Annotated in this window: 20 protein-coding genes; 6 read left to right on the top strand and 14 right to left on the bottom strand. The window is 64.5% G+C overall.

Annotated features, from left to right (window positions below; genetic code table 11):
- Nucleotides 1-2 precede the first annotated feature (2 nt).
- The 3 genes from kdpB to H4W01_RS15630 are packed head-to-tail and all read right to left on the bottom strand — an operon-like array spanning nt 3 to nt 3,838.
- The gene (gene kdpB, locus H4W01_RS15640) at nt 3-2,030 is read right to left on the bottom strand and encodes a potassium-transporting ATPase subunit KdpB (RefSeq protein ID WP_209612187.1); all 2,028 of its coding nucleotides are present in this window, start codon (nt 2,028-2,030) and stop codon (nt 3-5) included.
- 13 nt (nt 2,031-2,043) lie between these two features.
- Complete coding sequence (gene kdpA / locus H4W01_RS15635; protein ID WP_209612185.1) at nt 2,044-3,735, bottom strand: potassium-transporting ATPase subunit KdpA; 1,692 nt, start codon at nt 3,733-3,735, stop codon at nt 2,044-2,046.
- A gap of 13 nt (nt 3,736-3,748) precedes the next feature.
- Nucleotides 3,749-3,838 carry a potassium-transporting ATPase subunit F gene (locus H4W01_RS15630; RefSeq protein ID WP_083834087.1) on the bottom strand — a complete coding sequence of 30 codons (90 nt, stop codon included), beginning with the start codon at nt 3,836-3,838 and terminating at the stop codon, nt 3,749-3,751.
- An 828-nt stretch (nt 3,839-4,666) separates the two neighbouring features.
- Between H4W01_RS15630 and H4W01_RS15625 the strand changes: the two genes are divergently transcribed.
- Nucleotides 4,667-5,722, top strand: coding sequence for an outer membrane protein assembly factor BamB family protein (locus tag H4W01_RS15625; protein ID WP_334685301.1), 1,056 nt, complete (start codon nt 4,667-4,669; stop codon nt 5,720-5,722).
- 147 nt (nt 5,723-5,869) lie between these two features.
- On the opposite strand, the gene H4W01_RS15620 is transcribed toward H4W01_RS15625, so the two are convergent.
- The 6 genes from H4W01_RS15620 to H4W01_RS15595 form a co-directional block, all read right to left on the bottom strand.
- Entirely contained in the window at nt 5,870-7,561 is a 1,692-nt protein-coding gene (locus H4W01_RS15620) for a sulfatase-like hydrolase/transferase (protein ID WP_209612183.1), read from the bottom strand.
- Nucleotides 7,558-7,944 carry a DUF4345 family protein gene (locus H4W01_RS15615; RefSeq protein WP_209612180.1) on the bottom strand — a complete coding sequence of 129 codons (387 nt, stop codon included), beginning with the start codon at nt 7,942-7,944 and terminating at the stop codon, nt 7,558-7,560. The genes H4W01_RS15620 and H4W01_RS15615 overlap by 4 nt, the downstream gene beginning before the upstream one ends.
- Nucleotides 7,945-8,016: 72 nt before the next feature.
- Nucleotides 8,017-8,667: a 2-hydroxychromene-2-carboxylate isomerase gene (locus tag H4W01_RS15610; protein ID WP_209612178.1), complete on the bottom strand. Its 651-nt coding sequence runs from the start codon at nt 8,665-8,667 to the stop codon at nt 8,017-8,019.
- Entirely contained in the window at nt 8,664-9,077 is a 414-nt protein-coding gene (locus H4W01_RS15605) for a DUF1330 domain-containing protein (protein WP_010404791.1), read from the bottom strand. Before H4W01_RS15605 ends, H4W01_RS15610 begins: the two co-directional genes overlap by 4 nt.
- Complete coding sequence (locus tag H4W01_RS15600) at nt 9,074-9,988, bottom strand: haloalkane dehalogenase (RefSeq protein WP_010404789.1); 915 nt, start codon at nt 9,986-9,988, stop codon at nt 9,074-9,076. Before H4W01_RS15600 ends, H4W01_RS15605 begins: the two co-directional genes overlap by 4 nt.
- 109 nt (nt 9,989-10,097) lie before the next feature.
- Nucleotides 10,098-11,387 carry an adenylosuccinate synthase gene (locus tag H4W01_RS15595; RefSeq protein WP_010404786.1) on the bottom strand — a complete coding sequence of 430 codons (1,290 nt, stop codon included), beginning with the start codon at nt 11,385-11,387 and terminating at the stop codon, nt 10,098-10,100.
- A gap of 285 nt (nt 11,388-11,672) precedes the next feature.
- Here H4W01_RS15595 and H4W01_RS15590 point away from each other — a divergent pair, with 285 nt between their 5' ends.
- Nucleotides 11,673-12,506 carry an alpha/beta hydrolase gene (locus H4W01_RS15590; protein ID WP_435803910.1) on the top strand — a complete coding sequence of 278 codons (834 nt, stop codon included), beginning with the start codon at nt 11,673-11,675 and terminating at the stop codon, nt 12,504-12,506.
- A 7-nt stretch (nt 12,507-12,513) separates the two neighbouring features.
- Here H4W01_RS15590 and H4W01_RS15585 read toward each other — a convergent pair whose 3' ends face one another.
- The 4 genes from H4W01_RS15585 to H4W01_RS15570 all read right to left on the bottom strand — a co-directional run bounded on the left by H4W01_RS15585 (nt 12,514) and on the right by H4W01_RS15570 (nt 16,928).
- Entirely contained in the window at nt 12,514-13,623 is a 1,110-nt protein-coding gene (locus H4W01_RS15585; protein WP_209612176.1) for an ATP phosphoribosyltransferase regulatory subunit, read from the bottom strand.
- Nucleotides 13,620-14,012, bottom strand: a complete 393-nt coding sequence (locus H4W01_RS15580; protein ID WP_334685300.1) for an endonuclease domain-containing protein — start codon at nt 14,010-14,012, stop codon at nt 13,620-13,622. Before H4W01_RS15580 ends, H4W01_RS15585 begins: the two co-directional genes overlap by 4 nt.
- 66 nt (nt 14,013-14,078) lie before the next feature.
- Nucleotides 14,079-15,656 carry a phosphoglycerate dehydrogenase gene (serA, locus tag H4W01_RS15575; protein ID WP_209612174.1) on the bottom strand — a complete coding sequence of 526 codons (1,578 nt, stop codon included), beginning with the start codon at nt 15,654-15,656 and terminating at the stop codon, nt 14,079-14,081.
- Nucleotides 15,657-15,794: 138 nt separating this feature from the next.
- Complete coding sequence (locus tag H4W01_RS15570; protein WP_209612172.1) at nt 15,795-16,928, bottom strand: phosphoserine transaminase; 1,134 nt, start codon at nt 16,926-16,928, stop codon at nt 15,795-15,797.
- A gap of 237 nt (nt 16,929-17,165) precedes the next feature.
- Here H4W01_RS15570 and H4W01_RS15565 point away from each other — a divergent pair, with 237 nt between their 5' ends.
- The 3 genes from H4W01_RS15565 to H4W01_RS15555 all read left to right on the top strand — a co-directional run bounded on the left by H4W01_RS15565 (nt 17,166) and on the right by H4W01_RS15555 (nt 19,541).
- Nucleotides 17,166-17,711 (top strand): DUF4328 domain-containing protein, encoded by a 546-nt coding sequence (locus H4W01_RS15565; protein ID WP_334685299.1) that lies wholly within the window; start codon nt 17,166-17,168, stop codon nt 17,709-17,711.
- A gap of 35 nt (nt 17,712-17,746) precedes the next feature.
- On the top strand, nt 17,747-18,418 hold the full coding sequence (locus tag H4W01_RS15560) for an extensin family protein (protein WP_209612170.1): 672 nt from the start codon (nt 17,747-17,749) through the stop codon (nt 18,416-18,418).
- Between the two features lie 184 nt (nt 18,419-18,602).
- Entirely contained in the window at nt 18,603-19,541 is a 939-nt protein-coding gene (locus H4W01_RS15555; RefSeq protein ID WP_334685298.1) for a TIGR00730 family Rossman fold protein, read from the top strand.
- Between the two features lie 43 nt (nt 19,542-19,584).
- On the opposite strand, the gene H4W01_RS15550 is transcribed toward H4W01_RS15555, so the two are convergent.
- Nucleotides 19,585-20,214 carry a c-type cytochrome gene (locus H4W01_RS15550; protein WP_209612168.1) on the bottom strand — a complete coding sequence of 210 codons (630 nt, stop codon included), beginning with the start codon at nt 20,212-20,214 and terminating at the stop codon, nt 19,585-19,587.
- Between the two features lie 156 nt (nt 20,215-20,370).
- Between H4W01_RS15550 and H4W01_RS15545 the strand changes: the two genes are divergently transcribed.
- Nucleotides 20,371-21,261: a prephenate dehydratase gene (locus H4W01_RS15545; RefSeq protein ID WP_209612166.1), complete on the top strand. Its 891-nt coding sequence runs from the start codon at nt 20,371-20,373 to the stop codon at nt 21,259-21,261.
- Nucleotides 21,262-21,313 lie beyond the last annotated feature (52 nt).

Here is a 21,313-nt window from a genome sequence, read left to right as displayed (position 1 = left end):
CTTCAAGCGAGATGGAGAGCAGCGACGACCAGGTCGATCGCCTTGATGCCGATGAACGGCGCGATCAGCCCGCCAACGCCATAAACGGCGAGGTTGCGTGCGAGCAGCGTGCCGGCCGGGGCGGGGCGGTACTTCACGCCTTTCAGCGCGAGCGGCACCAGCGCCGGGATGATCAGCGCGTTGAAGATGATCGCCGACAGGATCGCGCTTTCCGGGCTCGCCAGATGCATGACGTTGAGCACGCCCAGCCCCGGATACAGCACCACGAAGATCGCGGGCAGGATCGCGAAATATTTGGCGACGTCGTTCGAGATCGAGAAGGTGGTCAGCGCGCCGCGCGTCATCAGCAATTGTTTGCCGAGGCCGACGATCTCGATCAGCTTGGTCGGATCGCTGTCGAGGTCGACCATGTTGCCCGCCTCGCGCGCGGCCTGGGTGCCGGTGTTCATCGCCACGCCGACGTCGGATTGGGCGAGGGCGGGGGCGTCATTGGTGCCGTCGCCGCACATCGCGACGAGCTTGCCGCCTTCCTGTTCCTTGCGGATCAGCGCGAGCTTGTCCTCGGGGGTCGCTTCCGCGAGGAAGTCATCGACACCGCTTTCGGCAGCGATGCTGGCGGCGGTGAGCGGGTTGTCGCCGGTGATCATCACCGTGCGGATGCCCATCCGACGCAGCTCGCCAAAGCGTTCGCGAATGCCGGCCTTGACGATGTCCTTGAGCTGGACGACGCCGAGCAGGCGATTGCCATCGGCGACCGCGAGCGGGGTGGCACCGCCACGCGCGATCTCGTCCGAGATCTTGCGCAGCGCATCGGCATTGGGGGCGGTCGGCAAGCGCTTGAGGATCGCGTCGACCGCGCCTTTCACCAAGGCACGATCGCCGATCTGCAGCCCCGAAACGCGCGTCTGCGAGGTGAATTTGATCTCCTCGGCCCCCTCGGGCATCGCGACAGCGGCGCTGCCATCGGCATTGGCGAGCACGACGATCGAGCGACCTTCGGGCGTTTCGTCGGCGAGGCTGGCGAGCCGCGCGGCGGCGGTCAGTTCGGCAACGGTGACACCGGGTACGGGCAGGAAGGCGGTCGCCTGACGGTCGCCGATGGTGATCGTGCCGGTCTTGTCGAGCAGCAGCGTGTCGATGTCGCCCGCCGCTTCCACCGCGCGGCCCGATTTGGCGAGCACGTTGAAGCGCACCAGCCGGTCCATCCCGGCAATGCCGATCGCCGACAGCAGTGCCGAGATGGTCGTCGGGATCAGCGTGACGAACAAGGCGACCAGCACCGGCACCGCGATGCCGCCAGACGCATAGGCGGCGAAGGCAGGCAGCGTGCCGACCGCGATCAGGAAGATCAGCGTCAGGCCCGCCAGCAGGATGGTGAGGGCGATTTCGTTCGGGGTCTTCTGGCGTTGCGCACCCTCGACCAACGCGATCATGCGATCGAGGAAGCCCTGGCCTGCGCCCGCCGTCACGCGCACCGTAATCGCATCGGCGATGACGCGCGTGCCTGCGGTCACCGCAGAGCGATCGCCGCCGCCTTCGCGAATGACGGGGGCGCTTTCGCCGGTGATCGCGGCTTCGTTGACGCTGGCCACGCCTGCGACGACTTCGCCATCGGCCGGGATCAGATCGCCGGTCTCGACCAGCACTTCGTCGCCCACTTGCAGGCGGGCGGCGTCGACCCATTCCCAGGCACCCGCCACGCCAATCAGTTTCTTGGCGCGGAGATCCGCCTTAGTGGCGCGCAGCGCGGCGGCTTGCGCCTTGCCGCGGCCCTCCGCGAGCGCCTCGGCGACGTTGCCGAACAGCACCGTCAGCCACAGCCAGAAGACGAGCTGCCCTTCAAAGGCGGCATGGCCGGTGCCGGTGGCGAGGCCCTTGATGAGCAGGACGGTCGAGAGGCTGGCGACGATTGCGGTGACGAACATCACCGGCGTCTTGATCAGCTTGCGCGGATCGAGTTTGAGGAAGGCATCCCGGACCGCTGCGGCGAGCAGCGGGCCGGTGAAGAGCGAAGCGTTCTGGTTTGCCATTGGCTTGGACCTTTTAGAGCAAAGTGCCGGCGGCGACCTGCGCCTGGTCCGCGATCGGACCCAGCGCGAGCGCGGGCAGGAAGGTGAGACCCCCAACGATCACGATGATCGCCGCGAGCAGGCCGATCCACAGCAGCCCGGTGGTCGGGAACGAGCCCGGCCCCTCCGGCACGCGGCGCTTGGCGGCCAGGCCACCGGCAATCGCGAGCACGGGCAGGATCACCCCGAAGCGGCCGACGAACATGTCGAGCGCGAGCAGCAGATTGTAGAAGGGCGTGTTGCCGCTGAGCCCGCCGAACGCCGAACCATTGTTCGCAGCGGCCGAGCTGAAGGCATAGAGGATCTCGCTAAAGCCATGCGCGCCCTTGGCCGCCGGGCCCGCAAGCCCCGCGCCGGTGACGCAGGCCACGGCGGTGAGGCCGAGGATGGCGAGCGGCGGCACGGCGATGGCGATCACCGCCAGCTTCATCTCGCGCCCCTCGATCTTCTTGCCGACATATTCGGGGGTACGGCCGACCATCAGCCCGGCGATGAACACCGCGAGGATGCAGTAGATCAGCACCGCATAGAGACCCGAGCCGACGCCGCCGATGACGAGTTCGCCAAGCTGCATGTTGAACATCGGGACGAGGCCACCGATCGCGGTGAAGCTGTCATGCATGCCGATGACGGCACCGCAGGAGGTGGCGGTGGTGACGACGGCGAAGAGCGCGGTGGCGGCGATGCCGAAGCGGACTTCCTTGCCCTCCATATTGCCCCCGGCGACGCCGAGCGCGTGGTGGATCGGGTTGCCGGCTGCCTCGGCCCCATAAGCGACCGCGACGCCGACGAGGAACAGCAGCATCATGGCAGCGAGGATCGCCCAGCCCTGGCGGATGTTGCCGACGGCTTTGCCGAAGGTGAGCGTGAGCCCTGCGCCGAGCACGAAGATCGTGATCATCTGCAGGAAGTTGCTGAGCGCGCTGGGGTTTTCGAAGGGGTGGGCGGAGTTGGCATTGAAGAAGCCGCCACCATTGGTGCCGAGCATCTTGATCGCCAGCTGCGAGGCGACCGGGCCGACTGCGATGGTCTGCTTGGCGCCTTCCATCGTCGTGGCGACGACCGAGGGCCCAAAGGTCTGCGGCACGCCCATTACGACATAAGCGAGCGCCAGCACGATCGAGATCGGCAGCAGCAGATACAGCGTGGCGCGGGTGACATCGACCCAGAAATTGCCGATGCCCGAGGCCTGCTTGCGGGCGAAGCCGCGGATGAAGGCGAAGGCGACGGCCATGCCGACGGCGGCGGACAGGAAGTTCTGCACCGTCAGCCCGGCCATCTGGCTGAGGTTCGACAGCGCCGATTCCCCGCCGTAATTCTGCCAATTGGTGTTGGTGACGAAGCTGACCGCGGTGTTGAAGGCGAGCAACGTCTCCATGCCGCCAAACCCTTGCGGGTTCATCGGCAACACGCCCTGCAATTTCAGGATCGCGAACAGCAGCGCAATGCCGCCCACATTGAACACCATTAGCGAGACGGCATAGCCGACCCAGCTTTGCTCGGCCGTGGGATCGATCCCGGCGAGTTTGTAGAAACCGCGTTCGACGAAGCCGAGCGGCATCTCCTTGCGCGAATAGAGGGCATACATCCAATCCCCGGCTGGCTTGGCCAGCGCGATGATTAGGACGGTGAAGAGCAGGATCATGCTCCAGCCGGTGAGGGTCATGGCCGCGCCTCCCTCAATACCGCTCGGGCTGTGCGAGCACAGCCAGCAGATAGATCAGCACGATGATGGCGACGACGCCGCCGAGTAAGAGGTCAAAGGACATTGGGCCCGCCTGTGATGGTTCAGGCGACGTCCCTGCGCCGAAACGGCGTTAGCCCGCGCGGGGGATTGCGGGCGGGGTGCGTAAAGCGGGCGTAAAGTGTGGGGGGTGCCCGCCTCGGCTAGACGGTGAACCCATGAAACGGGGACTGCCTTTGCAAGGGACGCAACGGCAAAAAGTTGGACTGCGGTCATTGTGCGGGAAACCTCCTCTCCCTGGGCGTAAATTATGACCGAAAGCTGTTAATCGCCGGCTTGATATCGGGAGCGGGCGGCAGGCCTACTATCGTGGGGGCATCCAGACCTGACGACCCCAGCCTGTATGACCTTCTCGCCGACGGCGTTAGGGGTTGGCAAGTCGGCTCCGGAATTTTCCACATCAAAACGACATCTTACGAAACGCGTGGCGGCGCTGGATGAGCGCAGAAATTAATTGACCTGTCCGTGCTTGGTGCTGCTACACCATAAAATAATCAGGGATAGGGGGCGAACAATGAGGTTATCGTTTTGGGCAGCAACGCCCTTTGCTCTATTCTTGGGCGCTTGCGGAGGAGACGGTGGAACCGGGGCTGGCGGAAGTCCCGTAGTTGTTGTCCCCACGCCTGTTCCGACATCCACACCTACGCCTACGCCTACGCCTACGCCTACGCCTACGCCTACGCCTACGCCTACCGCTACACTAATTCTGAAACCGGCGGCTCTACCGAGCGATCCCAACTGGTCGACACTGCAACGCGATGCAGGTCACACGGGTTACGTTTCAAAGTCCTACTCCACTTCGGATTTTAGCGATGCGTGGACTATCGACACCACTTATTCGCCGAGCGAGGTTGTGGCAAAGACGGGAAGCATTTTCTTCAATGTCGCTCACTCGAACGGCAACTTGTTCACGACTTCAGTCTCCACCACGTCCGGATCGCGGCTGTGGGAATACGATCTTGGATATTGGGGGTACCAAAATGTCCCTAAAAATATGCGCCCGTTCGGGCCGGCCTATGCCAACGAGCGCGTCGAATCCATTCGATCTAACTTAAGCTCAAGCGCGTCTCCAATTGATGTCCTAAATGCTAACAATGGGGCCTATATCAGTTCGCCAACCTTTCAGGCTCAGGGGTACAAGGGCGGTGTTGCAACACCTGTAGGGAACGATCTTTTCTTCTCCGCAGGCTATTACGGTAACGAAGTGTATAGCGTCAATGCTGCTACCGGGGCTAAAAATTGGAGTAACGTATATACCAAACAATATGGTGGATACGTAATGTATGGCGAAAGCGTTTCCGCCGATCAAAGCTACGTATATTTTTTCAACGCGGGGTCGCTATTTGTTTTGCAACGTGATGGGCAGCTCATCAAGTCGATTACGAATCAATTTTTCTCCAAAAATGGACTCAGTTATTTTGGTGAATACGACGGAGCCCCGATACTAGACGGTAACGGCCATATCTTCACTTTTACTGACAACTACGTCGATGATAGCACGTACCCTTTGAACGGTACCGCGCTTCCGATTGCAGGTTTTTCGCTTGCCAGCGACAACGCGGTCTGGCGATCAAGCCATAGCTACGTCGGGCAACCCGCGGTTCATGGAAACAAACTCTATGCCGTTCGCGCCTCTTCGACAATTGTTGATGCACTCGATGTCGATACAGGGCTTATCGTCGCGTCAGTCGATGTCGGCGGATCCGATAATTTGACTAGCAATGTAGTGCTGACGGATAGTCATATGTTTGTGTCAAGTAACAAAACAGTATTTGCGATTAGTTTAAATAACACCAATCTTCCGGTGGTTTGGACTTCGCCATTCGGGGGTAGAATTGCGATTACTCCCGAAGATTATTTGATTGTAACTACATTCACGGGTATACATGCCGTCAAGTTGACGAAATGAGCGGATCAAAAGCTTGCGGACTGTCCGCCGCCGGTCTTCCAATTACCGTGCGTCGGCACTCTCGGCCTGGGTGTCGATGCACCGCTATGGATTTGCGGAGTTGCCGAAATGTCCAAAATCGAGTCGGAAGGAGACTATCCGCTTCATCTAATTCGACCAGTAGATATACGCCTCGCCCGGTTTCGGTTTGGTGCCGAGCGGCCGGTCGATCGCGATTGGGGACCGGATCAGCGACGGCCAGGCGGGCTTGACGCTGGCGCGGTCATGCGCGGCGAGCAAATCGTTTAGATGCGCGACGACGTCGGGGTGCTGGGCGGCGACGTCATGCCGTTCGGTCGGATCGGCCTTCATGTCATAAAGCAGTTCGACATGCGGCAGATCGAGCGCCTGCAGCTTCCAGTCGCCGTCGCGCACGGTGCGATAGCGGCCGCTGCGCCAGAACAATGTCTGGTGCGGCGTTCCGCTCTGCTTGCCGTCGATAAAGGGCAGCAGATCGACCCCGTCGAGCGCGCGATCGCGGGGCAGGCTTGCGTGGCCCGCATCGCCTGCGGTGGCGAAGATATCGAAATGGCTGACCGGACCGGCGATCCGCGTGCCCGGCTTGATCCGCGCGGGCCAGCGCATGAAGAACGGCACCTTCACCCCGCCTTCGAAGAAGGTCGCCTTCCAGCCGCGATACGGGCGGTTGATGTCGGGCAAGCCGATATAATTGGCACCGCCATTGTCGCTGGTGAAGATGACCAGCGTGTTCTGGTCGAGCCCCTGTTGTTTGAGTGTCGCCATCACTTGCCCAACCCCACGATCGAGCGCGCGGATCATCGCGGCATAGACGCGCAGGCGATGGTCGGTGATCTGGGGGAGCGCGTCATAATCGGCCTTCGACGCCTGTAGCGGCGTGTGCGGCGCGTTATAGGCAAGATACAGGAAGAACGGCCGGTTGCGATTGGCAGTGATCGCGGCCTTGGCCTGCACCGTCAGATAATCGGTCATGTAGCGATCGGGGTGGAAGCGCTCACCGCCATTATATTGCACGCTGAACGGCAGGTTCGCCCACAGGAACTTGTCGATCGGATCGAACGGCTGTTTCGAATTTTCGACGTCGGGGCTCGCTTCGGGCAAATACATCTGCCCGCCGATCAGGAAGCCCAGGCTCTCGTCAAAGCCCTGATCCTCGGGGCGCATCCCCTTGGCTTCGCCGAGATGCCATTTGCCGAGGTGCATCGTGTGATAGCCCTTGCCGCGCAGCAGCTCGGCAATCGTCACTTCGCTTGCGGGCACGCCCTTGGGCGCGGTCGAGGCGGGCTGGCGCGCGGCGTCTTCGTCGAAGATCGTCTTGTGTTCCCATGTCGTTGGGAAGTTCGCGATCGTACGCGAGAACATCGCGTCGGTGCGGATCAGGCTGGAGGGAAACCAGGCGGGCGGGTGCGTATCGGCCGGGGTAAATTCATAGCCGAAGCGCGTCGGATAGCGCCCGGTCATCAGCGCGGCGCGGCTGGGTGCGCAGGTCGCGTTGCCGGCATAGCCATCGGCGAAGGTGACGCCGTCATGCCCCAACGCATCGATATTAGGCGTCTTGACCAGCCCGCCCGCAACCCCGCCGCCATTGAAGCTGATGTCGTTATAGCCAAGGTCGTCGGCGACGATCAGCACAATGTTGGGCGGGCGCTGGCCCGTCGGCATGGCGGGCGCAGGACCACGCTGCCAGATCACCGCGTGCGTCGGATCAATGTGCGGCCCCATCCAGCCCGGCAGATGCAGCAGGATATAGTCTTTCGATGCAACCACAGCGCCGACCATCAAGGCCAGCACGACGAGCGTGATTTTGCCCCAGTGTCTCATCGCGCTGCGCGCCCGGCTAAGGTGCGCGATGCGAGCAGCAGCACCGCGATCATGCCGGCTTCAACGCTGATCGGCGGAAAGGCCGTGTTGGGCGCTCCGTCAAGGACCAGGCTCACCACACGTCCGCCAATTGCGATCCCCAGCAGCGACAGCGGCACGCGCAGCGGGGCGGTGTCCTCGCGCCAGGCCCCAACCAGCGCGAACACTCCGCCAGTGATGAAGAAGGCGGTGAAATCGGCGCGCACCGTCGCGAGGCCCTGCGTCCCGAGCGGTGTAAGAAAGAAGCGTGCGACAGCCTGTGCGGGATCGAACAGAAACGCCATCCCCAAGGCGATGTTGAACAGGCCGACCAGCCCCACCACCGTGCGCATCAGGTTCCGCATCGCTCGCCCCCTTGTTTTTCTCATCGTAGCAGCCTCGTGCGACTCTGCAATGTCACGGCACGCGGCGTGCCATTATCGGCGCGTCAGCCCGTGTTGCTCCATCCGCCATTGGAGCTGATCGAAGCGGTCTTGTCCGAAGAACGGTTCGCCCTCGAACACCATCAGCGGCACGCCATAATGGCCGCCGTCGCGCTGGGCGGTCTGGTTGGTCGCGACGATCTCGGCATAGCGCTCCGGCTCGGCCGCGATCGCGGCGTCGAGTTCGGCGAGATCGAGGCCCGCCTCGGCGGTCGCGCGGGCAAGGTGATCGCCCTCATGCCACCCGCTGACCTCGCCACTCCAAATGAGCCGTCCGACCGCTTCGAGAAAGGCGAGGCCATGCCCGCGCTCCGCCGCCGCAACGCCGAGATGCGTCAGGCGGTGGATATAGGGTTGTTCGAGCGGATAGGTGCGCGTCGCGAAATCCATCACCACCGGGTCGGGCTGTGCCCAGCGGAACGGCATGCCGACGAACGCGGCACTGCGCCCGATATCGCGCAGGAAGTAGCTCAGCCACAACGGATCGTTGCTGGTGAAGAAATCGGGCTGGCGGACCGCGATCGGATAGACCGGGCGCACCCGCGCCGCGACATCGAAATCGCGTTCGAGGGCGATCAGCCGCGGCGTCACCAGATAGGAATAAGGCGAGCGGAACGACCAATAGAGGTCGTAGGTGAGCGTCATGCGCCGATCGGCTTGGTGCGGATGTTGAGCTGCCCGGCAAGCCCCGCGACGCGGTGCTTCTCGATCGCCTGATACTCGGGTGACTGCACCATCGCCAGCATCGCCGCGCGCGACGGGTAGCGGGCGAGCGCGACCATATCCCACGGTTCGTCCATTGCGCCGAGCATCAACTCGCTGACCGCACCGGCATAGAGCGCCTCGCCGCCGACCGCCGCCAGGCACCCCCGCACCGCTGCCCCATAGCGGGCATAGGCCTCACGCCCGCTCAGCGTGGCATCGGAGCCGTCGGGATATTCGGCATGGTCTTTGAACTTCAGCAGGTTGACCATGACAAACGGCCCGTCCTCGGGCGCGCTGAAGAAGGCAGCGGCCTGCTCGGCGGGCGGAAAGACCGCGTTGGTAACGTTCATGCGGGTGCTCCGGTGCTGCGGATGAAGCTGTCGATCAGCGTGCTCAGTTGCTCGGGCGCGTCTTCTTGCAGGAAGTGGCCGCCGCCGGTGATGATGGTGTGCGGCTGCCCGCGTGCGCCGGGGATGCGCTCGATAAAGATCTTCTCGCCGCCCGCCGTCACGGCGTCCTTGTCGCTAAAGGCGGTGAGGACGGGCTTGTCGAAACGCTCCAGCACCGTCCAGGCCGCGCGGTTCTCGGCGACCGAGGCGTGCTCGGGCGTGATCGGCACCAGCGTTGGGAATTGCCGCGCACCTTCCTTGTAACGCTCGTCGGGGAAGGGCGCATCATAAGCGGCGATTTCGTCGGCGCTCAGCTCGCGCGTAGTGCCGCCATTGACGATCGCGCCGACCGGGAAGAGCGGCACGTTCTGGCTGAAGGCCAGCCAGGCATCGAACCCCGCCGATGACCCGGAGCCAACGGGCAGCCCGGTATTGGCCACCACCAGTCGCGCGAAGCGATCGGGAAAGGCGGCGACCAGCCGTAGCCCGATCAGCCCACCCCAATCCTGGCAGAACAGCGTGATACCCTGCAGGTCGAGCGCGGTGAGCCAGTCGGACATCCACGCGACATGGCGTTCATAGGTGTAATCGGCGCGTGCGGCGGGTTTGTCGGATTTGCCGAAGCCAATCAGGTCGGGCGCGATCACGCGGTGTCCGGCGGCGGTGAGCGGCGGCACGAACTTGCGATAGAGATAGGACCAGCTCGGCTCGCCGTGCAGCAGCAACACCGGCGCGGCATCGCGCGGCCCCTCATCGAGATAGTGGATGCGGAGGGCCGTGCCGTCGGCATCGGTCACGCTCTGATAGTGCGGCGCGAACGGATAATCGGCCAGCCGCTCGAACCGTTCCTCGGGCGTTTGCAGAATCTCCACCGCGCTCTCCTTATGGCACGCATCGTGCCAATAGAGTCGCGAGACGTCAAGCGCCGATAGCGGCACCCCCGTGGGGGCACCGTCATCGGTCTTTACGGTCGGTTAGGTCTCAGTCCGAGAAAGGATCGCGGACCAGAATGGTGTCTTCGCGCTCGGGGCTGGTCGAAACCAAGGCGACCGGGCAACGGATCAGTTCCTCGACGCGGCGGATGTACTTGATCGCCTGTGCGGGCAAATCGGCCCAGCTCCGCGCGCCTGCGGTGGTTTCCTGCCAGCCGGGCATGGTTTCGTAGATCGGCTCGACCTCGGCCTGATCGGCGGCGTGGGCCGGGAAATAGTCGAGCGTTTCGCCGCGCAGGCGATAGCCGGTGCAGATCTTCACTTCGTCAAAGCCATCGAGCACGTCGATCTTGGTCAGCGCGATGCCGGTGATGCCGCCGACCGCCGCCGATTGCCGCAGCAACACCGCATCGAGCCAGCCGCAGCGGCGCTTACGCCCGGTGACGGTGCCGAATTCATGGCCGCGTTCGCCCAAGCGCACGCCGGTTTCATCCTCCAGCTCGGTCGGGAACGGACCCGATCCGACGCGCGTGGTATAGGCCTTGGCGATGCCGAGCACGAAGCCGACCGCACTCGGCCCGAGGCCCGAGCCGCCCGCTGCCGTGCCCGAAATGGTGTTGGACGAGGTGACGAAGGGATAGGTGCCGTGGTCGACATCGAGCAGCACGCCCTGCGCGCCTTCGAACAGGATGCGCTTGCCGTTCGCACGCGCATCGTTGAGCACGCGCCACGTCGGCTTGGCGAAGGACAGCACGAAATCGGCGATTTCGCGTAAGTCGGCGACCAGCGCATCGCGGTCGATCGGCGGCTCACCGAAACCGGCACGCAGCGCGTCGTGATGCGCGGTCAGGCGATCGAGTTGGGCACCGAGGGAGTCCAGATGCGCCAGATCGCACACGCGGATCGCACGACGACCGACCTTGTCCTCATAAGCCGGGCCGATGCCGCGCCGCGTCGTGCCGATCTTGCCGGCACCGCTGGCATCTTCGCGCAACGCATCGAGATCGCGGTGGAAGGGCAGGATCAGCGCACAGGTATCGGCGAGCATCAGCGTGTCGGGCGAGATCGTCACGCCCTGGCCACGCAATTTCTCGACTTCGGCCTTCAGCGCCCAGGGATCGAGCACCACGCCATTGCCGATGACCGAGGGCGTGCCGCGCACGATGCCCGAGGGGAGCAGCGACAGCTTGTAGACGCTTTCGCCGACGACGAGCGTATGGCCAGCATTGTGGCCGCCCTGGAAGCGCACGACGACATCGGCGCGCTCCGCCAGCCAATCGACGATCTTGCCCTTGCCCTCATCGCCCCATTGGGCACCGATCACTGCTACGTTTCCCACGGTGTCTTGCTGCCTGATTGTTACGTTTTCGGTGCAGCCCTAATGCGCAGGGGGCAGAGGGTCCATTGTTATTGCGCGCTGCGCGTTCGGCCGGGGCATCGGGCCCCGTGATACACCCTGCGACACTTGTTTTCTTGCGGCGCAAAAGACCGGCGCTTACCAAGTTGCGCACGCGTAATGACCAAGGTCCGGGAGCTTTGTGATGCGGAAACCCCTTTATCTGGCGTGATGGTGGCGGCGCTCACGTTCGCAACGGCAGCCGATGCGCAAGGGCCGCTGCGCAAGATGATGATGAAGCGCTGGATGGAGCGCCAGCAACAGCAGCAGCAATCCGGCCCCGCCGGGACCGACATCGCTTATGGCAGCGATCCGCTTCAGCACCTCGATTTCTGGCGGGCGACGCGCAAGGATGGTGCCGCACCGCTGGTGATCTTCGTCCATGGCGGTGGGTGGGAGAAAGGCGACAAGGAGATGGCGCGCGGCTCGGCCAAGGTCAGCCACAGTCTTGAGCGCGGCTATGCCTTCGCCTCTGTCGGCTATCGGCTGGTGCCGTCCGCAACGGTCGAGCAGCAAGCGCAGGATGTCGCCGATGCGATCGCGGTGCTGGTGCGGCAAGCCGCGACGCTCGGCATCGATTCGCGGCGGATCGTGCTAATGGGGCATAGCGCGGGTGCGCATCTCGCGGCGCTGGTCGGCACCGATCCGCACTATCTCGACCATGCGCATTTGCACCCCGATGCGCTGAAGGGCGTGATCCTGCTCGACGGTGCCGCGTATGACGTGCCGCGGCAAATCGCCGAGGGCGGCACGTTCATGCACGATCGCTATCTGGAGGCCTTTGGGAGCGACCCGGCGCGGCAAAAGGCGCTGTCGCCGACCTTCCATGCCGCCGCGCCCAATGTGCCGAGCTTCCTCATCCTCCACGTCGCACGCGCCGACGGCACCGCGCAGTCCGAACAATTGGGCGAAGTCTTGCGCAAGGCGGGCACACCGGCCGAGGTGCAGGGTTTTGCGGGAAGCGGCCTGAAAGGGCACATGGCGATCAACCGGCAATTGTGCGAGAAGGACTATCCCGCGACGCCGGTGGTCGACGCCTATCTCGACCGGGTGTTCGCGTGAGCGGTGGCTAGACCGCGCGCGCTTCGCCCTCGGCCAGCACATGCGTGCACAATTGCGCCTCGGGCGTATCGCCTGCTTCCAGTGCGGCGACGGTGACCCAGCCGACGGCGCGCATCGCTGCGGCCACCGCCGGATCGGTGCCGAGCGGCACGAACAGGCGGCGGCGGTCGACCTCGGCCAGACCGGCGGCAACGATCGCGTCGGCATAAAGCGAGAAGCCGACCGCCGATTCCTCGGCGCCGCCTTCGTGCATGATCGTATAGGTGCCGCCGCGCCCGATTTCGCCGCGCACGCCGCCAGCGAAGATCGAGAAGCCGAGCCAGCTTTGATATTCGAAGCCGTGGCGCTCGGTCGGGTCGAGCGTGAGCGCGACGCGGCCTTGCAGGCCCTCGGCAATCTTCCACAGGGCATCGAGCCGCGAGGTCAGCGCGCCGCCTGCGTCGAAGGCGCAGAGTCGGTCATGCGCGGTCTCGAACGGGCCGGCCGCTTCGATCAGCGGCAGATACGCAGGCGCGATCGCGGCGACGCCGCCGGCATCCTTGGCGTCGAGCCGGTCGCGCAAGGCGTTGATCTGCGCGGGCTCGATCGGGAAGGGGCCGCTGGCGAGGACGTCGATCAGATCGGGCAGGGTGAAGTCGATCGAGATGTCGCTGACGCCCGCCGCTTCGAGCGCTGCGACCGCGACTTCGACCACTTCGCGCGCCGCCGCCGCGGTATCGAGGCCGATCAGCTCGCAGCCGATCTGGCGCAATTCGCGTTCGGGGGCGAGTTGTGAGGCGCGCAGTTTCAGCACGGGGCCGGCGTAGGACAGGCGCACCGGGCGCGGGTGGTGGCCCATGCGGGTGGCGGCGATGCGGCCGATCTGCGCGGTCATGTCGGGGCGAATGGCGAGCGTCGCCTGGCTGACCGGATCGACGAAGCGCACCGCATCCTGCGCGCGCGCGGCTTTCAGGCGACCGGCGAGGCCGGCTTCGAATTCGGCGAGCGCGGGGTCGGCGCGTTCATAGCCATAGGCATAGGCCGCCGCGAGCGCAGCGGCTTCGAGGCGCGCGGCGGCGTCGGCGAAGGGGGGGAGCCGGTCGCGGAAACCGGTCGGGAGGAGGGCGGTGGTGCTCACTGCTCCCTCTCCCCGCTTGCGGGGAGAGGGTCGGGGAGAGGGGGGCTCGCGAGCGCGGCGATGATCGCCTCGAGAACTGCCGCCTCATTTCCGATCACATCGGCATTGTTGAATCGAATCACGCGGTAACCCTGCTCTTGCAGCCAACCCGTCCGGCTGCGGTCATATGCCTCGTTGCCGCCGTGCGTGTCTCCGTCAACCTCGACGATCACTTTGTGCGCAAGCGCGACGAAATCGACGATGAATGGGCCGAGCGGGACCTGACGCCGGAATTTGATTCCGTTGAGACGGCTCGCCCGCAGATGGTACCACAGGCGCGCCTCGGCGATGGTGAGTTCGCGGCGCATTGCTTTTGCACGCTGCAGCATCGTGCCGTGTGAGCGTTGCATATGTCCCCCTCTCCCCAGCCCTCTCCCCGCAAGCGGGGAGAGGGAGAAGAAGGTGGCGCAATTGCCTTAAAACGCCAAGCCCATCGCGGTCTTCACGCCCGGCAGCGCGCGGACTTGCGCGAGCAGGTCGGGCGTCACTGCATCGTCGATCGACAGCAGCAGCACTGCCTCGCCACCGGCCGAGCGGCGGCCGAGGTGGAAGGTGCCGATGTTGACGCCCGCAGTGCCGAGCAAGGTTCCGAGACGTCCGATGAAGCCCGGCGCATCCTCGTTGACGACATACAGCATATGGCCGGCGAGATCGGCTTCGACCTTGATGCCGAACAGTTCGACCACGCGCGGGGCCGAATCGCCGAACAGCGTGCCCGCGACCGAACGCTCGCCCGCATCGGTCTTGACCGAGACGCGCAGCAGCGTGTGGTAATCGCCCTCGCGTTCGGTGCGGACTTCGCGCACTTCGATGCCGCGTTCCTTGGCGAGCAAGGGCGCGTTGACCATGTTGACGGTGTCGGTCTGCGTGCGCAGGAACCCGGCCAGCACGGCGGCGACGATCGGCTTCTGGTTGAGCTCGGCGGCGGCACCCTCGGCATGGACCGAGATGCGGGCGATTGCGCCATGGGTGAGCTGCCCGACGAGGCTGCCGAGCTTTTCGGCCAGCGCCATATACGGCTTCAGCCGCGGGGCTTCCTCGGCCGACAGGCTCGGCATGTTGAGCGCGTTGGTAACGCCGCCCGCGACGAGGAAATCGGCCATTTGTTCAGCGACCTGGATCGCGACATTGACCTGCGCTTCGGTCGTCGATGCCCCCAGATGCGGGGTCGAGACGAAGTTGGGGGTGCCGAACAAGGGCGAGGCCTTGGCCGGCTCCTCGACGAACACGTCGAGTGCTGCACCACCGATATGGCCCGAATCGAGCCCGGCCTTGAGCGCGGCCTCGTCGATCAGCCCGCCGCGCGCGCAATTGACGATGCGCACGCCCTTCTTGGTCTTGGCGAGTGCCTCGGCCGAGAGGATGTTGCGGGTCTGGTCGGTGAGCGGGGTGTGGAGCGTGATGAAATCGGCGCGGGCAAGGAGGTCGTCCAGTTCGACCTTTTCGATGCCGAGTTCGAGCGCGCGCTCTGGGCTGAGGAAGGGATCGAAGGCGATGACCTTCATCTTCAGGCCGCGGGCGCGGTCGGCGACGATCGAGCCGATATTGCCGGCACCGATCAGCCCCAAGGTTTTGCTGGTTAATTCCACGCCCATGAAGCGGTTCTTTTCCCACTTGCCGGCCTGGGTCGAGGCGTCGGCCTCGGGCAATTGGCGGGCGAGCGCGAACATGAGGGCGATGGCATGTTCGGCGGTGGTGATGGAGTTGCCGAAGGGGGTGTTCATGACCACCACGCCCTGCGCCGAAGCTGCTGGAATATCGACATTATCCACGCCGATCCCGGCGCGGCCAATGACCTTCAAATTGGTCGCGGCGGCGAGGATCGCCTTGGTCACCTTGGTCGAGCTGCGGATCGCCAGACCATCATAGTCGCCGATGATCGCGATCAGTTCTTCGGGGGTCTTGCCGGTGATTTCGTCGACTTCGACACCCCGTTCGCGGAAGATTTGCGCCGCTTTTGGGTCCATTTTGTCGGAAATAAGCACTTTTGGCATCGGTTTTGTCCTTCTGCTCCCTCTCCCCTTCGGGGGAGAGGGTCGGGGAGAGGGGAAGTGGAAAATTCGGGGGGAGGTGGCGTGCTGGACTGCCCCTCTCCCCGGCCCTCTCCCCGCAGGCGGGGAGAGGGGGAAGAATTACGCGGCTTTCAGGCTCGCATAGGCCCAGTCGAGCCAGGGCCCGAGCGCGACGATGTCGGCGGTGTCGACGGTCGCGCCGCACCAGATGCGCAGGCCCGCCGGGGCATCGCGGTAACCGGCGATGTCATAGGCGGCATGCTCCTTTTCGAGCAGACCGGCGAAGGCTTTGATGAAGGCTTCGTCGGCCCCCTCTACCGTCAGGCAGACGCTGGTCCTGGAGCGCGATGCCGGGTCGGCCGCCAAATGGCCGAGCCACGCGCGCTCCGCGACGATCTTGTCGAGCGCGGCGGCGTTGGCGTCGCTGCGGGCGATCAGCCCCTCGGCGCCGCCGACGGTCTTGGCCCATTCGAGCGCGGCGATGGCGTCTTCGACCGCGAGCATCGAGGGGGTGTTGATCGTCTCGCCCTTGAACACGCCTTCGGTGAGCTTGCCCTTGGAAACCAGGCGGAACACCTTCGGCAGCGGCCAGGCGGGGGTGTAGCTTTCGAGCCGTTCGACCGCGCGCGGGCCCAGGATCAGCACGCCGTGCGCGCCTTCGCCGCCCAGCACTTTCTGCCAGGAGAAGGTGGCGACGTCGATCTTGGCCCAGTCAATGTCATACGCGAACACCGCGCTGGTCGCGTCGGCGAAGCTGAGGCCTTCGCGCGTGTCGGGGATCCAGTCGGCATTGGGCACGCGCACGCCCGAGGTGGTGCCGTTCCAGGTGAACAAAACGTCGTTCGACCAGTCGACCGCGTTCAGATCGGGCAATTGGCCGTAATCGGCGCGCAGCACGGTGGGATCGATCTTGAGTTGCTTGACCGCGTCGGTCACCCAGCCTTCGCCGAAGCTTTCCCAGGCGAGCGCGGTGACGGGCTTTGCACCCAGCATCGTCCACATCGCCATTTCGAACGCGCCGGTGTCGGAACCGGGGACGATGCCGATGCGGTGCGTTTCGGGGAGCTTCAACAGCTCGCGCATCAGATCGATGGAATATTGCAGCCGCGCCTTGCCGATCTTCGAGCGGTGCGAGCGCCCCAGCGATTCGGTGGCGAGATTGGCGGGGGTCCAGCCCGGAGGCTTGGCGCACGGGCCCGAGGAAAAATACGGGCGTGCAGGCAGATGCGCGGGACGCGCAGGAAGGTCAGTCATGTAGTCTCTCCTTACAGAGAGCACGCGCGGCGTTGGGACCGCGTGGCCCGTCGACCGCCCTATAGAAATGCGGCGAGCCGTCAAGCGCGATCGCTGGACCGGGGCACGATGCTGCGGCAGGGTGAACGCTAACCCCGGGGGACTGAATGAAAAAATCTTGATAGGCGGGAGCGACTTGCGACGATCGCGGTGCTTGTTTGGCTAGTCTGCGATTTCCTGACGACGGTCGGATCGGTAGTGACGGCATCCACCACGGGTCGGGAGGCGGCGACGATTTTCTCGGCTGCCGAATTGCAGACCATGGATCGCTTTTCGACGGTGGCGGACCTTCTCTACATGCTGGCCTTCCTGGTCTCTGCCATCTGCGTCGGGCGCTGGATCTATCGCGCCAATGCCAATGCGCACACGCTGTCGGATGCGATGATGATTTCGCCGGGCTGGAGTGTCGGATGGTATTTCATCCCGATCGCCAGTCTGTTCAAACCGTTTCAGGCGATGCGCGAGACATGGCAGGTGAGCGTGTGCCCGAGCGACCCGTATAGCGCGCCGGTGCCGGCCGTGATGCGAATCTGGTGGGGCCTGTGGGTGGCCAGCAACATCCTGTCCAACGTGAGTTCGCGGATCAGTTTCAACACAATGTCGTTTCGCGAGGCGTGGGTGGTCGCCTGGCTGGAGATCGCGACGTTCGTGGTGGACGTCCCCCTGGTGATTGCGTTGATCATCGTGATGCGACGGCTTACCGCAAACCAGCGTGCAGTCGTCGACACGCGCATTTTTGAATAGCGCGGTGAGCGGCGCATAGCGATACGGGGAACCGCATGTCGCGTATTCTAGCCGCCCTGATCGTTCCTGTGTTGCTCTCCGCCTGTAGTTTCGGCGGCGGCAATGATCGTCGCCCGCCGCCGCGGCCGCGGGGTGCCAGGCCGGTGACGCTGGCCTTGCCGACCAGCCGCGAAACGCAGGCCTGCTATACCGACCTGTCGCGTGAAGATGTGCGCTTTTCGCCTTTGCCCGACCGCGATTTCGGCGGGGGCTGCCGGTTGATCGGCACGTTGCAATTGATCGACATCGGCGTGCCGGTGACCAACCTCAAGGCGATGCGCTGTGGCCTCGCGCGCAGTTTCACCGCCTGGGTCAGCTATGCCGTAGCCCCGGCCGCGCGGCAGATGCTGGGCAGCGATCTGGTGCGGGTGGAGAGCATGGGCAGCTATGCCTGCCGGGCGGTGGTGGGTGCGCCGGGGGCGGGCGGGCGGCTGTCGGGACATGCCACCGCCAATGCAGTCGATATATCGGGCTTCGTGCTGAAGGATGGCCGTCGCATCACCATCCAGCAGAATTGGAATGGCGGCGAGCCGCAAGCACGCGCCTTCCTGCGCACGATCCGCGCGTCGGCGTGCAAGCGCTTCGGCACGGTGCTGAGCCCGGATTACAATGCCGTGCATTACAACCATCTGCATCTGGAAGACGATCATGCCGGATTTTGCCGCTAGCTGTCTTTGCCTGAACCCGTTCGTTTCGAGCGTAGTCGAGAAACAGCCGCAAGCGCTGTGCCTGGTTTTTCGACTACGCTCGAAACGAACGGGCAAGGAGATCGAACGGACAGGGATTAGGCCCGACCAAGCGGCGGCGCGCTCGAGGCTTCAAATTCGCGGCGTGGTGGCTTAGGAGCGGTGGATGAACGATACTCCCAACCCGGACGCCCCAGCCCAAGATTCGCTCGTCCACGAGTCCGATGCGCGTGACACGCATGTGCCGTCGCGCGTTTTCCCCCGCGCGCGCCAGGATGCCGAAACCGCCAAGACGGGCGTCAGCACCCCGCAGACCGAGAACCCGGCCTATCGCCTTGCCTTTCAGGACATGGATTTCCTGCTGCGCGAGGATTTGCGCCCCGTTCGCTTCCAGCTCGAACTGCTGAAACCCCAGCTCATCATGGACGAGGCCAATATCGCCTCGACCTTCGTGATGTATGGATCGGCGCGCATCCCCGAACCCGCCAAGGCGCAAGCGCTGCTCGACATCGCGCATGCGGCCGAAGGTGACCGCGAACAGGCGATCCGCATCGCCGAGCGGCTGGTAGCCAAATCCAAATATTATGACGTGGCGCGCGAGCTTGGGCGGCTGGCGAGCAGCTTCCCGGTCGATACCGATGGCAAGCGGCATTTCGTGGTCTGTTCGGGCGGTGGCCCGTCGATCATGGAAGCGGCGAACCGCGGTGCCGCCGATTGCGGGCACGAATCGATCGGGCTCAACATCGTGCTGCCGCATGAGCAAGCGCCCAACCCCTATGTTACCCCGGCGCTGTCGATGCAGTTCCACTATTTCGCGCTGCGCAAGATGCACTTCCTGCTGCACGCGCGTGCGCTGGCGGCGTTCCCGGGCGGGTTCGGCACGTTCGACGAACTGTTCGAGCTGCTGACGCTGATCCAGACCGGCAAGATCGCGCCGATCCCGGTGCTCCTGTATGGCCGCGAGTTCTGGAACCGCGTCGTCAATTTCGACGCGCTGGTCGAGGAAGGCGTGGTCTCGGCCAAGGACCTGAAGATTTTCACCTTCGTCGAAACCGCCCAGGAGGGGTGGGACGTGGTGAAGGCGTTTTACCGCGATAAAGACTGAGGCTGCGGCCCCCACCGCGTGTGCGGTGGGGGCGCGTTTCGCCTTACTGTGCGGTCGCCGTATTCGCGGTAGCGGGCGCGGTCGCGTTGCCGGTTTCGGCGGCGGGTGCCTTGGCATCAGCCGGGGCAGCGGCGGGAGCCGCAGCCGTCGGCAGCGGCAGGTTGGAGCCTTGCGCGTTGAGATACAGGATCACGTCGGCACGATCCTTGGCGCTGGTCAGACCGGCAAAGGTCATCTTGGTGCCCGCCGCATAGGCGCGCGGGCTGGTGAGCCACTTGTTGAGCTCCTCAAAATCCCATTTCTTGCCAGCGCCTGCGGTCTTCAGGGCGTCCGAAAAGGCGTAGCCGGCCTTGCCCTGTGCGATCGCTTCGCCGACCGTTGCCCACAGATTGGGGCCGATGCCATTGGCCCCGCCCTGTGCGATCGTGTGGCAGGCAGAGCATTTCTTGAACACTTCAGCACCGTGCGCGGTGTCCGCCGTGGCCATCATTTCGCCGATTGGTTTGTCTGCGGCCGCCGGACCAGCACCGTCTTCCGCGCCACCCTCGATCGGATAGCCCGCCTTTTCGGCCTTGATCGGATGGACGATCATATTCCCGGCGATGCCGAGCGCGAGCGCGACGCCCATGGAGCCCAAAACCCAGCCAGCAATCGTATTGGTCCGGTTGTCCATGTCTCGTCCTATATCTTCTGCCGCGGGACGGCCCCTGTTAGAGCCACGAAGTCGCCCCAACCCATAGATTCGCGCGGCGTGCATCGCAAGCGTCGTCGGCGCGGGCGGTGGCGATGGCTTGCGGCGCGGCGGCCAGCGCAGTACCGCCCGGCTCCCATGGAAAATTTCCCCGAACCCGCCCGCGCCCTCGTCGCCGAGATGACTGCCGCCGCCGCCGCCGATCCTGCCCGTACCGTTGCGTTTCAGGGGGCCCCCGGTGCCAATTCGCATATCGCCGCGCGCGAAGCGTTTCCCGATTGCCTGCCGCTGCCGTGCTTCGACTTTGCCGATGCGATCGATGCGGTGCGTGATTTTCGGGCGGATTGCGCGATCATCCCGATCGAAAATTCACTGCATGGCCGCGTCGCCGACATGCATTTCCTGCTGCCCGAATCGGGGCTGGTCATCACTGGCGAACATTTCCTCGGCATTCGCTATGCCTTGATGGGGAGTGGGCCGTTGGCGGGCGTGCGCGAGGCGATGAGCCATCCGCAGGCGTTGGGGCAATGCCGCCTGTGGCTGCGCGATCATGGCATTGCGCCGGTTGCCTATCCCGATACCGCAGGGGCGGCGGCGCTAGTGGCGGAGCGCCACGATCCGACATTGGCGGCGCTCGCCCCGCCCGGCGCGGCGGCGTTGTACGGGCTGGACACTTTGGCCAGCGACATTGCCGATGCCGAACATAACACCACGCGCTTCGTCGTGCTGGCGCGCGAGGGGCATGAGCCGGTTGGCGACGGTCCGTGGATGACGACGCTGATCTTCGAAGTAAACAATGTGCCCGCCGCTTTGTACAAGGCGATGGGGGGCTTTGCCACCAACGGCGTCAACATGACCAAGCTGGAAAGCTATCAGCGTGGCGGCAGCTTCGCCGCGACCGAATTCTATGCCGATGTCGAGGGTCGCCCGAGCGATCCGGGGCTGGGCCGGGCGCTGGCCGAATTGGCGTTCCATTCGAAATGGGTGCGCGTGCTCGGCACCTATCGTCAGGCACGCGCGCGCGGGTAAAGCGGGGGCGCGGACAATCCGCTTGCGTCGTCCCCAAGGGACGACCGTACAA

The sequence above is a fragment of the Sphingomonas sp. PL20 genome (genome assembly GCF_017875905.1).
In the GTDB taxonomy this organism is placed as follows: Bacteria; Pseudomonadota; Alphaproteobacteria; order Sphingomonadales; family Sphingomonadaceae; genus Sphingomonas; species Sphingomonas echinoides.
The sequence above is the reverse complement of the archived record's forward strand: the minus strand, read 5'-3'. Positions and strand labels throughout refer to the sequence as shown.